Origin of the sequence: Streptomyces bambusae (assembly GCF_019400985.1) — a bacterium.
Classification (GTDB): domain Bacteria; phylum Actinomycetota; class Actinomycetes; order Streptomycetales; family Streptomycetaceae; genus Streptomyces; species Streptomyces bambusae_A.
The window spans coordinates 21,956-33,947 of the sequence record NZ_WTFF01000034.1 but is presented as its reverse complement, the minus strand read 5'-3'; the positions used below and the strand labels follow the sequence as shown (position 1 = coordinate 33,947).

General features: G+C 72.3%; 11 protein-coding genes. 4 read left to right on the top strand and 7 right to left on the bottom strand.

What is annotated here, in order from left to right:
* The coding region (locus GPJ59_RS37210; protein WP_258024035.1) for an ATP-binding protein at positions 1–2,431 on the bottom strand (2,431 nt) is incomplete at its 3' end.
* Between the two features lie 579 nt (positions 2,432–3,010).
* Between GPJ59_RS37210 and GPJ59_RS08015 the strand changes: the two genes are divergently transcribed.
* Together GPJ59_RS08015 and GPJ59_RS08010 are read left to right on the top strand one after the other, a co-directional pair.
* Complete coding sequence (locus GPJ59_RS08015; protein WP_219665761.1) at positions 3,011–3,583, top strand: dihydrofolate reductase family protein; 573 nt, start codon at positions 3,011–3,013, stop codon at positions 3,581–3,583.
* Positions 3,584–3,676: 93 nt separating this feature from the next.
* Positions 3,677–3,889, top strand: coding sequence for a DUF4287 domain-containing protein (locus tag GPJ59_RS08010; protein ID WP_219665760.1), 213 nt, complete (start codon positions 3,677–3,679; stop codon positions 3,887–3,889).
* A gap of 47 nt (positions 3,890–3,936) precedes the next feature.
* On the opposite strand, the gene GPJ59_RS08005 is transcribed toward GPJ59_RS08010, so the two are convergent.
* The 6 genes from GPJ59_RS08005 to GPJ59_RS07980 all read right to left on the bottom strand — a co-directional run bounded on the left by GPJ59_RS08005 (position 3,937) and on the right by GPJ59_RS07980 (position 10,275).
* Positions 3,937–4,203, bottom strand: coding sequence for a metal-sensitive transcriptional regulator (locus GPJ59_RS08005; RefSeq protein WP_219665759.1), 267 nt, complete (start codon positions 4,201–4,203; stop codon positions 3,937–3,939).
* A gap of 76 nt (positions 4,204–4,279) precedes the next feature.
* Complete coding sequence (locus GPJ59_RS08000) at positions 4,280–5,221, bottom strand: sulfite exporter TauE/SafE family protein (RefSeq protein ID WP_219665758.1); 942 nt, start codon at positions 5,219–5,221, stop codon at positions 4,280–4,282.
* A complete protein-coding gene (locus GPJ59_RS07995) occupies positions 5,218–5,832 on the bottom strand; it encodes a rhodanese-like domain-containing protein (protein ID WP_219665757.1) in 615 nt (204 codons plus the stop codon). Before GPJ59_RS07995 ends, GPJ59_RS08000 begins: the two co-directional genes overlap by 4 nt.
* A gap of 144 nt (positions 5,833–5,976) precedes the next feature.
* Positions 5,977–7,365 (bottom strand): MBL fold metallo-hydrolase, encoded by a 1,389-nt coding sequence (locus GPJ59_RS07990; RefSeq protein WP_219665756.1) that lies wholly within the window; start codon positions 7,363–7,365, stop codon positions 5,977–5,979.
* A 336-nt stretch (positions 7,366–7,701) separates the two neighbouring features.
* On the bottom strand, positions 7,702–9,168 hold the full coding sequence (locus tag GPJ59_RS07985) for an MFS transporter (protein ID WP_219665755.1): 1,467 nt from the start codon (positions 9,166–9,168) through the stop codon (positions 7,702–7,704).
* Positions 9,169–9,198: 30 nt separating this feature from the next.
* Complete coding sequence (locus tag GPJ59_RS07980) at positions 9,199–10,275, bottom strand: class I SAM-dependent methyltransferase (RefSeq protein ID WP_219665754.1); 1,077 nt, start codon at positions 10,273–10,275, stop codon at positions 9,199–9,201.
* 242 nt (positions 10,276–10,517) lie between these two features.
* On the opposite strand from GPJ59_RS07980, the gene GPJ59_RS07975 reads away from it, so the two are divergent.
* The gene (locus GPJ59_RS07975) at positions 10,518–11,711 is read left to right on the top strand and encodes a cytochrome P450 (RefSeq protein ID WP_219665753.1); all 1,194 of its coding nucleotides are present in this window, start codon (positions 10,518–10,520) and stop codon (positions 11,709–11,711) included.
* Positions 11,708–11,980 (top strand): ferredoxin, encoded by a 273-nt coding sequence (locus tag GPJ59_RS07970; protein WP_219665752.1) that lies wholly within the window; start codon positions 11,708–11,710, stop codon positions 11,978–11,980. Before GPJ59_RS07975 ends, GPJ59_RS07970 begins: the two co-directional genes overlap by 4 nt.
* Positions 11,981–11,992 lie beyond the last annotated feature (12 nt).

Below are 11,992 nucleotides of genomic sequence, written 5' to 3'. Positions count from 1 at the left end.
TAGGTGTGTGGGGGTGCGGGTGGTGGACGGGCAGGCGGGGGGTGGGGCCGTGGGGGGGGCCCGGGGTCGAGCGCGGCCGGGCAGCGGGGTCGAGGGCGTGGGCGGGGCTGAGCGGGGGTTGAGGGCGGGCGGGGGGGGGGGGTGCGGGGGGGGGGCGCCGCCGGCACCGGGGGGGGGGGGGGGGGGGGGGGGGGGGGGCGTCACGCAGCTGCGGCGCGAGGTGCGACTGGGCCCGCCGCCGAGGCAGAACGGGCCGCTCACCCCCCGGACCGACCGGGTCGGTGCCGGCTGCACCGGCCGCACCGGCCGCACCGGCCGCATCGGCCGCATCGGCCGCCTGAGTCAGGCGAACCCCGCCCACCCCGTCGACGGAGGCACCGGCACTGCCGTAACTGCCGCCGTCCAGCGGAAGGTCGGGGGCGGGCGGATCCCACGCTCGGTCCGACGGCACGCCGAAGGTGGGTTCCGAGGGGTGGTCGGCGTCATTCGACGGGCCGGAGGGCTCACCTCCGCCGGCGTCCGCCGCCCCAGGACCGGCCTCATCGTGCTGCTCGGCGTCCGCCGGGTCTCGGACCGGTTCGCCGGTCCGGCTCCGCCCGGGGGTCCCGCCGGCGGCGGTCGCGTCCGATGCCGCCTCGTCACAGGGCGCGCGGTCCGGGGTCGGCGACGGTGCCGGGGCCAGGGCCGCCCACGGCATGCCCGGTTCCGGCCCCGGCCCGATGCCGGCCCACAGGGAACCGGTGGCAGTGGTCCGCTCGGGGCCGGGCAGCCCGGGCTCGCCCGCCCACCCGGGCGGTACGTCGGCCACCGCGCCCGGGCTCAGAGCCGGCCGCGGCCGCGGAACCGAGGTCGAGGCGCGGCCGGAGTCCGTAGAGGCGCATCCGGAATCCACGGCATCGCCGGCCCCCGGCCCCCGGCCAGGTCCAGCGCCCGCCCCCGCCCCCGCTGCCGCGCCGGCCCGGTCCGCAGCCGCGGCGCCCGGTCCACCGTGGCCGACGACCGGTGCGGGAGGGCTCGATGAGGTCGGAGGGCTCGATGAGGTCGATGGGCTCGGTGGTGCCAGTGAGCCCAGTGAGGTCAGTGGGCCCGGTGGTGCCAGTCGGCCCGGTGAGGGAATGCGGGCAGGTTCCAGCAGGGGTGTGGGAAGGGCGGGGCCCTCGCCCGTGCCCCAGGAGGTGAGCCGGGATCCGGATCCCGGCACCGCCCCGGGCTCGGCCTGCTCCGCCTCCGCCGCCCCCAACAGCTCCTGCGGCAGGACGAGCACCGCGAGCACGCCGCCGTAGATGTTGGACTTCAGCTCGACCGCGATCCCGTGCCGCCGCGCCAGCGACGACACCACGTACAGCCCGATCCGGCCGTCCGCCAGCAGTCGGCGGACGCTGATCCGGTCCGGGTCGGCGAGCAGCGCGTTCATCCGGTGCTGCTCGTCGGCCGGCATGCCCAGCCCGCGGTCCTCGACCTCCACCGCGATGCCCGCCGTCACCCGCTCGGCGCGCACCACCACGTCCGTGTCCGGCGCGGAGAACACCGTGGCGTTCTCGATCAGTTCGGCCAGCAGGTGCACCACGTCGGCGACCGCGTGCCCGCGTACCGTGCCGCCCGCCGGCGGCACCACCTTCACCCGCGTGTACTGCTCGACCTCCGCCACCGCCGACCGGAGCACCTCGCTCAGGTCGATGGGCCGGGTCCACTGCCGCCGGGAGGCCGCCCCGCCCAGCACGGCGAGGTTCTCGGCGTGGCGGCGGATCCGGGTCGCCAGGTGGTCGACGTGGAACAGCTCCTTGAGCAGGTCCGGGTCCTCGACCGTGTCCTCCAGGTCGTCCAGCAGCGAGATCTCCCGGTGCACCAGCGACTGGAGCCGGCGCGCGAGGTTGACGAAGACCTCGACCTTCTGCTCGCTGTCGGACGGGGTACCGGGGCCGGCCAGTCGGACGAGGACGGCCTGGGCCTGTTCGCGAGAGCCGCGCAACTCCTGTGACAGCAGCCAGAATTCGTCGACGCCGGGTCGGTCGGCCGACGGCTGCGCCGCCGCCGTCCCGGTCCGTGCCGCCCGCGTCGGCGGCTCCCCCCGTTCCAGCCGCTCGCCGAGCGTCCTGAGCTCCTGCCGCCCGCGCACGCTGGAACGGCGCAGCGCCTCACAACGGTCGCGTACGGTCCTGGCCGCGCGCTGGGCGCCCAGGAGGGCGGCGGCCAGCGCGCCGACGAAGAGCAGCCCGCAGCCGGTGAGCACCGGCCAGAGCCTGGCGTCCGGCCCTTCGGAACGGTGTCCGCCCAGCTGGAAGGTGAAGATCACCGCGGCGGCGCCGCTCAGCCCGGCGGCGAGCGTGGGCAGCACGGCGGAGCGGATCAGCTGGGGCCGTAGCTGCCGGCCGGGACCCGTGACGGCGTGTCTCGACGGGGCGTGGCGGGCGGCGGCGCGGAGTCCGGACATCGGCGTCCTCGGTACGTGGGGCCCGGACCTCCCGATGTTCGACGAGATCCGGTGTTGATCACCGGATACCCACGCTAGACCGCACGCTCCCGCCCTGGTCACCGAGTTGGGGAACTTCACCGGGGTGCTTCCCGCTCCGGAAGGAGCGCTCGTACGGCAGCCCGAATGCGCCGGGAGCGCATGCCCGGGCGCACCCCGGGGAGCGGGTGCCCCGCGCCGCCTCGCGCACCCCGCGGAGCACTCCCCTGGACAGCAATGTGGACAGCATCCACTTACGTCGTCTAGGCTCCTGCATGATCACTCGGGGGGCGTGGACCGCCACACCCCCCAAATGTGGACACCGTACACAAGGGGTGGTGGTCAACGGCCGCCGGTCGGGCCGCTTCGCACGAACGGCCCCCGCAGGCGGGTGACGACCGATGAGTTCTTTCCGCGCCGGCAGTCAGAGAACGCGGAAGGTACGCACAGAAGCCGATATGACCGAGCGTGCACCGAGCCGCACCAAGCACGCACCGAGCACGCACCGACCGAATCCATTCGTACTCCGTACCCAGGCATGAGAAACCGAGGAACCTCACGATGCGAACCCTGATCAGCACCGCGTTCATCTCGCTCGACGGCGTCGTCGAGGCCCCCGGCGGCGAACCGGGCTACCGGAACTCCGGCTGGACCTTCAAGGACATCGAGTTCCTTCCCGAGGCGTTCGACATCAAGGGGCGGGAACAGCAGGAAGCCACCGCCATGCTGATGGGCCGGGTCAGCTACGAGGCGTTCAGCCAGGTGTGGCCGGACATGGCGGACTTCGCCGACTACAAGGTGATGCCGAAGTACGTCGTCTCCACCACCCTCACCGAAGACGACCTGGTGCCGAACTGGGGCGAGACCACGATCCTGCGCTCGCTCGACGAGGTCGCCGCCCTGAAGGAGACCGAGGGCGGCCCGATCATCGTCCACGGCAGCGCCTCCCTCAACCAGGCCCTCTCGGACGCCGGCCTGATCGACCGCTACCACCTGCTCGTCTTCCCGCTCCTGCTCGGCGCAGGCAAGCGGCTGTTCAGCACCACGGACAAGGACACCCAGAAGCTGAAGCTGGTCGAGCACGAGGTCTACGCCAACGGCCTGCAGATGAACGTCTTCGACGTCGTCCACTGACGAGACTCCCGCACGCGAAGTACATCGACGTACACCGAACTACACCGAAGTACGTCACCGGCAGCACACGGACAGAAGGACGGAAACCCCGACATGACCACCGCACCCAAAGGCCCTGCCAGCTACTTCCCCTCCATCGAGAAGAAGTACGGCCGCCCGATCGCCGAGTGGAAGGACCTCATCCGCACCTCGCCCCTGGCCAAGCACATGGAACTCGTGACCTGGCTCAAGACCGAGCACGGCCTGGGCCACGGCCACGCCAACGCCCTGGTCGCCCACACCCTCGCCGAGACCGGCGGCATGTGAAGCCCTCCCCGTCACGCGTGCGTCACGCGTCACGCGTCACGTGTGCGTCACGCGAGCGTGAGGAAGAGTTTTTCCAGTTCCTGCTCGGTCATGGGGGGTGTGCCTTCCTCGCTCTCGGCGAGGCACTGGCGCATGCCGCTCGCGACGATCTTGAAACCGGCCCGGTCGAGGGCGCGGGAGACGGCGGCGAGCTGGGTGACGACGTCCTTGCAGTCCCGGCCCGCCTCGATCATGGCGATGACGCCCGCGAGCTGTCCCTGGGCGCGCCGCAGCCGGTTGAGGACCGCGGTCGCCGCCTCTTCTTCCACCTTCACCGGGTTCCTCCTTCTCACGGGCAACCGACCTCACGGGAAGCCGACTCACACTCAGGATACCCCTCGGGGTATCTGGCTAGAGGTGCGCGGCCCGCTCCCGAGAGCCTACCTGGGGCGCGTCCGCGGCCGGCCCCGGCCGGCGTGCCCGCACCGCGCCCCAGGCCACGGCCGCTGCCGCAGCGAGGCCGATGCCGGTCCAGGTCAGCGGGTCGGCCCATACCGTGTGGGGCAGTTGCCGGGTGAGGACGAAGACGCCCATGACGACGACGAACCAGCCGAACGCCTGGCGCAGGGCGTCCTGGGGGATGCGTCCGGCGAAACGGCTGCCGATCAGGCTGCCGACGACAGCCGCGGCGGTCACCGTCAGGGCCAGGTTCCAGTCGATCTGGGCTCCGGCGAGGTGGCCGGCCAGTCCGGCGAACGACTTCATGGCGATGACCAGGAGCGAGGTGCCGACGGCGACGCTCATGGGCAGTCCGCCGAGCAGGGCGAGCGCGGGGACGACGAGGAATCCGCCGCCGGAGCCGACCAGGCCGGTGACCGCGCCGACCACGAGGCCCTCGACGACCACGTGTTGGACGGGCAGTTCGCGGTGGGCGGGCTCGGCCGCGTTCGACTTACGGGGCTTACGGGACTTGCGGGGCACGCGGGGCTTACGGGGCGCACGGGGCTTGCGGAGCATGGCGGCGGCGGTGGCGAGCATCATCAGCGCGAAGGCGATGAGCAGGGCGGTGCCGGGGATGTGTGCGGCGAGGCGTCCGCCGCCGTAGGCGCCGACCATGCTGACCGCGCCGAAGATCAGGCCGGTGCGCCAGCGCACCCGGCCCGCGCGGGCGTGCGGGACGAGTCCGACCAGGCTGGTGACGCCGACGACGAAGAGGGACGTGGCGATGGCCTCCTTGCTGTCCTGGCCGGCCAGGTAGACGAGGATCGGCACGGTCAGGATGGAGCCACCGCCGCCCAGGATGCCCAGGCTGATGCCGATCAGTACGGAGGCGGCGAGGACCAGCGTGATCACGAACGGTCCCGCAGGGAGGCGATGACGGTACGGAGGTCCGTGCGCGGGCCGCGGTTGTAGGGCAGCTTGGACAGCAGCATGCCCATGGCACAGGTGTTGCCGATCGCGGCGAACGTCAGCCCGGCGCCGATCGCGGTGCCGATCAGGTGCACTCCTGGCACGAACAGGCCGGCGACGCCGGTGACCAGCACCACGGACCCCGCGACCAGGCGGACCTGGCGTTCGAGGTCCCAGCGCGCTTCGCCCCGGTTGACGGGTGCGCCGGCGATTTCCCAGGCCGTCACGCCGCCGTCCAGGACGCGCAGGTTGGGCAGACCGGCCTCGGCGAGGGCCTGCTCGGCCTGGGCGGCGCGGGCGCCGGAGCGGCAGACGAGGACGACGTCCTCGTCGAGGTGGGCGAGGAGTTCGGCGCGGTGCTCGCGCAGGGTGTTCAGCGGGACGTTGTAGGAACCGGGAATGTGGACCGTCCGGAACTCACCCGGGGTACGCACGTCCAGCAGGCGCGGTCCGCGCCCGTCCTTGATCAGCTGCTGGAGGGTGGCGGGGGTGAGGCCGGCGGGGGCAGGGCCGGCAGGCGTGAGGCCGTCGGCACGGGAGGCGTCGGTCGTCATGGAAACTCCGTCGTGGTGAAGTGATCGCGGTGAAGTGATCGCGGTGAAGTGATCGCGGTGAGGTGACCCGCAGGGAAATACGGGGAGGGGTATGTGCGGGGGCAGGGGTCGGGGGGTCGGTCGGCCCTTCCGCCCGTGGCCGGATCAGACCTCGGCGGGAGTGTCGAGCCGAGCCCAGGCGGCGTACCCGCCGAGGATGTCGGAGACGTCGGTGAAGCCGTGGTGGCGCAGCAGGCTCGCGGCGACGGAGGAGCGGTGGCCGCCCGCGCAGTGCAGGACCAGGGGCTTCTCGCGCGGGATCTCGTCCAGGCGGCGGGGCAGTTCGCCGAGTGCGATGTGCAGGGCGCCGTCGATGATGCCGTGCTCGGCGCGCTCGCCGCAGTTGCGTACGTCGATGACGACCGGCGCGTTCTCGCCCTCCAGGGCGGTGCGGACCTGCGCGGCGGTCAGGCGGCCGGCCGGAGTGACCTCGTCGGCCAGCTCGGTCAGGGCGTCGCCCGGGGAGCGCAGGTAGCCGGTCACGCGGTCGAAGCCGATGCGGGCCAGACGGGTGACGATCTCCTCCTCGCGGTTCTGGGGCGCGACGACCAGCAGGTCGGTGTCGGCGGGCAGGACGGTGCCGGCCTGCTCGGCGAAACGGCCGTCGGCCGGGACGTTGACCGCGCCGCGCAGGTGTCCGGCGGCGAACTCCTGCGGGTCGCGGGCGTCGACGACCACGGCCCCGGCCGCACGGAGCTCGGTGAACTCCTCGGCGTTCAGGGGCCGGGGGGCCGCAGCCGGGTCGAACAGTGCGCGGTCCTTGCGGTTGAGGATCGCGTCGTGGACGAAGTAGCCGGGGGCGGCGGACTGGCCGGCGGTCACGATGGCCACGAACTCGGCCTGGGTCATGGGCGCGCAGGCGTAGTTGGTGGCGCGCTGGGCGCCGATGGTGGACTGCTTCTCGGTCGACAGGTTCTTGCCGCAGGCGGATCCGGCGCCGTGCGCGGGGAAGACCCGTACCTCGTCCGGCAGGCCCATCAGCTTGTTCTGCACACTGTCGTGGAGCATGGCGCCGAGCTCCTCGGCGGTCACGCCGAGGGAGGCGAGCAGGTCGGGGCGGCCCACGTCGCCGATGAACAGGGCGTCGCCGGTCAGCACCCCGTACGGCACGGCGTCCTGGCCGCGCTCGCGGACCAGCACGCTGATCGACTCCGGGGTGTGGCCGGGCGTCTCCATGATCTCCAGAGTGACGTCACCGAGGCTGATGGTCTCACCGTCGGCCAGCTTGCGGATCGGGTACTCCGTCTCGGCCCGCCGGCCGTAGCCGATCCACGCGCCGGTCCGGGCGGCCATCTCCAGGTGCCCGGCGACGAAGTCCGCGTGGAAGTGGGTGTTGATCACGCCGACCACCGTGAAGCCGCGGGCCTCGGCCTCGGCCAGGTACTCCGAGACGTCCCGGCGGGGGTCGACGACCACGGCCTGGCCGGTGGCCTCGTCGGCGATCATGTACGACGCCTGCGAGAGGCAGTCGAGGTAGTACTGGGCGAAGAACACGGGAACCTCCGTAAGAGATGACTCCGATACCCCAGGGGGTATCGGAGAGGCCAGAAGGCGGCCCGCTCCCCGAAGGGGCGGGCGCGCGCACCGCAGGAAGGTCAGGCCGACCAGGGAAAGGCCAGGCCGACCCGGGCCTCGGGCGGTGAATCCACCTCCAGATACCCCCATGGGTATTTCGTCATCGACGGTAGAAGGTCGCCGCGCCGCCTGTCAAATACCCCCAGGGGTATTAACGCGGGGCCGACGCGGGCCGCCGCGGGTCGACGCGGGCCCCGGGCGGCAGGAGAGGGCAGGAGAGGGCAGGAGAGGGCAGGACAGCAGACCCCACCAGCGCTATCGGCTCGCCGGCCGGGCCTGGTCGCCGCGGGGAAGGCGCCGGGCCAGCAGGCCCACGCCCACGGCCAGGGCGAGCAGCAACCAGGAGCAGCCCATGAGAGCCGCGGTGAATCCCCGCTCGTCCGGCCGCGCCGCGGTGTCCTGCGGATCGGCGCCGAGCAGGGCCAGGAAGACCGCGCCGAGCACGGCGACCCCGAGGGAACTCGCGAGCTGGTTCGCGGTCAGTACCATGCCGGATCCCGCCCCGGCGTCCTCGCGGCGGACGGTGGCCAGGACGACCCCGATGAGCGGCGCCGAGACGATCCCCTGCCCGGCCCCGGACACCAGCAGCGCGGGCACCATGGCGAGGGCCGTGAGCCAACCGGAGGACGCCGGGCCCGGGAGCAGGGTCGCGATGAGCACGACGTAGCCGACCACCATGGTCCCCGCGCCGACGAGGAGGACCCGGCTGCCGTACCGGGCGGTGAGCCGGTGGCCGGCCAGTGACGCTCCCGCGAACCCGACACCCAGCGGCAGGAAGGCGATGCCCGAGGCGAGCGGCGACAGGTGCAGGCCGTCCTGGAACACGTAGGCGAGCAGCAGGAACAGCCCGTAGTTGCCACTGTAGAAGACCAGGGCGATGGCCAGCCCGATCCGGAAGCCCTGCCTGCGGAAGAGCGACGGCGGGACCAGCGGCGCTCCGCCTGCGCTCTCCTGCCGACCCTCCACGCGCCACAGCGCGACCAGGGCCAGGGCCGACCCGGCGAAGGCGGGCCAGACCCAGACGGGCCAGCCGGCGGCGCTGCCCCGGATGAGCGGGAAGATCAGCAGCGTCATGGCGGCCGCGGTCAGCAGCAGGCCGGGGATGTCCAGGGGGCGCCGCCCTGCGAGCCGGCGCTTCGGGAGCGTGGCGGGTACGCACGCCGCCACGGCGAGCCCGATGGGCACGTTGACCAGGAACACCGAGCGCCATCCCAGACCGAGGACGTCCATGCGGATCAGGGCACCGCCGATGATCTGCCCGAGCACCGCACCGAGCCCCAGCGTCGCCCCGTACAGGGCGAGCGGCCGGGCCCGTTCCCGCTCCGGGAAGATCACCTGGATCAGCGCCAGCACTTGCGGCAGCATGAGGGCCGCCGCCAGCCCCTGGCCGATGCGCAGGGCGATGAGCACCCCGGCCGACGGCGCCGCCGCGCAACCGGCGGAGAACGCCGCGAACCCCAGCACGCCCAGGAGGAAGACGCGTTTTCGGCCGTACGAGTCGCCCAGCCGCGCCCCGGTGGTCAGCGCCACGGCGTACGCCAGGACGTATCCGCTGATCACCGCCTGGATGTCGTCGAAACTCGCGTGCAGGTCACGCTGGATGGACGGGGCGGCGACGTTGACGATCAGCACGTCGAGGATGCCCATGAACGCCGCCATGAGCAGGACGGCCAGCGCCCCGCGCCGCCGCGGGCCGGGCGGCCGGGCGGGGGCTTCCGTCACGGTGCGCCTCACCTGATGCGCCCGGGCCGGTCACCTGCGTGCGATGCGCAGCGGTACGACATGCCAGTGGGTTTCGACCGCTTCCGGGTCGGCGGCGACGCGGGTACGCATCCCGGCGGCGAACGCCTCCGCCACGGCGTCGACCTCGCCGGGGGCGCGGCCGGGATCCAGCGCGCTGAACAAGGAGGGCTGGAACGCCGCCTGGAAGAACCCCGTCACCTCATCGGCGAAACCCTGCACGTCCCCCGTCTCCCGGAGTTGTCCGAGGAGGATGTCGGGCAGCACCACGAGGTCGTACTCCTCGACCCGCAGGACCTCCGCCAGCGGCCCCGCCCGGAGCGGAGCGAGGAACTCCTCCCTGGTCCGGTTCCAGGCCGGAATCGTCATCCTCGCGTGCTCGGCCGACCCGATCAGGCCCTGTCGTACCAGGTCGGCCAGTACGGCCTCGGCCGTGTCCATCAGGCCGTCCGCCCCGCTGGAACCGTCGTCGGCCGCCGCCCCGCCCAGGACGACGAGCTGCCCACCGGGGCGCAGCTCCCGCGCCCGGTGGGTGAGGAACGCCTCCCAGTCGGACCGGGACTGCTCCTTCAGGGCCCGGCGTACGCCACCGGTGGCCCGTGAGCAGTAGATGTGGTCGGGAACGGGTTCGGGCACCCTGGAGAGCCAGTGCACGGCGATCGCGCTCCAGGCCAGGTGCAGCTCCGCGGGCGGGAAGAGCGGCTCATAGAAGGAGCGCGCCTCAGCCTGGGCGAAGACCTGCGGCTGGTGCGCGTAGGAGCCGGGCGAGTCCATGACCGTGGCGAACATGGTGTTGAAGTCGTTCGCGGGGATGTCGGTGTGGACCACCGTCACGGGGGTGTCCTCGCCGGTACGCCTGCGGACCCCCTCCACCACGGCGCGCATGGGGCCGAGGGAGTTGGTCCCGGCCGCCACACCGAGGTCCGCCACCCGAAAGGGCATGCCGCCCTCCGGCAGGGCCACCACGTCCAAGGCCCGGTGCAGCAAGGGCATCCCGTAGTCGCCGGCGCGCTGCTGCACCCGGGAATGCCGTGCGTAGCCCCGGCCCATGGCGCCCTCGGCGCTGCGGGGCACGGCCGATCCGCTCATCGCGACCTCACCGGCAGTCGGGCACCCCCTCCGACCACCATAGCCGGGACCCGGAGGGCATGCCGCCGGCATTGCCTTCACTGCCCACCATTGCAACGCGCCGTTGCGTTCAACCGCAGACCATTGCACCAATATACCGTCCTTCACCTGCGGTTACGGGTTCACGCGATTGACGACACCATGAACGCAACGTAGCGTTCGAGCATCAGCAAACACGTCATATCGCGAGATGAGGAATGGCCATGAGCGAGTCCGTCCACACCGTCACGACGCTGCCGACGGAGCGTCCGAGCGGCTGCCCCTTCGACCCGCCGGCACAGCTGCTCGACGCCCGCCGGCACGGCCCCATCAGCCGCTTCACCCATCCCGGCGGGAAGCCCGGCTGGATGATCACCGGGTACGACATGGTGCGATCGGTCCTGGCGGACCCGCGGTTCAGCTCGCGCAAGGACCTCATGAACGTCGTCGACTTCGAGATTCCGCCCGCGCCGCCCGGCGAGTTCCTCCTCATGGACGAGCCGGAGCACAGCCGCTACCGCAAGCCCCTGGTGGGCAAGTTCACCGTGCGGCGGATGCGGATGCTCACCGAGCGGATCGAGCAGATCACCGCCGACTGCCTGGACGCCATGGAGAAGGCGGGCCCGCCGACGGACCTCGTGACCGCGTTCGCCAAGCCCATCCCCACCATCGTGATCTGCGAGATCCTGGGCGTGCCCTACGCGGACCGGGCGTCCTTCCAGGAGCAGATCGACACGTTCATGGGCGGAGAGGTGAGCGACGAGGAGCTGATCGCGGCCTACACCGCGACCCAGGAGTACCTCGCACAGCTGGTGGCCGCGAAGCGCGCCCACCCCACCGACGACGTCCTCAGCGAACTCACCGACAGCGACCTGACCGACGAGGAGCTGAAGGGAATCAGCCTCATCCTTCTGGCCGCCGGATTCGACACCACCGCGAACATGCTGTCCCTCGGCACCTTCGCGCTGCTGCAGAACCCGGACCAACTGGCCGCCCTGCGCGCCGATCCCGCACTCACCGACGGGGCCGTGGAGGAACTGCTGCGGTATCTGAGCGTCGCCAAGACGTTCCACAGGACGGCGCTGGAAGACGTCGAGCTGGGCGGCCGGACCGTCAAGGCCGGCACAACGGTCGTCCTCTCGTACCACACCGCCAACCGCGACCCCGACCGCTTCACCGACCCGCACACGCTCGACGTCCGGAGGCAGGCCGCCGGGCATCTGGCCTTCAGCCACGGCATCCACCAGTGTCTGGGGCAGCAGCTGGCCCGCGTCGAAATGCGGGTCGCCTTCCGCGCGTTGATCGACCGCTTCCCCACGCTGCGGCTGGCCGTACCGGCCGAGGAGGTCGTCCTGCGCCCGGAGACCGCGGACATCTTCGGGGTGAAGAGCCTCCCGGTCACCTGGGACAAGAAATGAGCGCGCCGTACCTGAGCGTCGACCGTGAGCGCTGCATCGGCGCCGGGATGTGCGCCATGACCGCCCCCGGGATGTTCGACCAGGACCCCGACGACGGCCTCGTGCTTCTGCTGCACGCCCAGCCGCCCACGGCCTTACGCGCGGCCGCACAGATGGCCGTCGGTGTCTGCCCCTCCGGGGCGATCACCCTCCATGAGCCGGAACCCGGCGGGCTCGGTGCTGAGCCGCAGCGACGTGCGACGGGCGACGAAGACCCCGGTGGTGTCTGACGTCACGCGGGG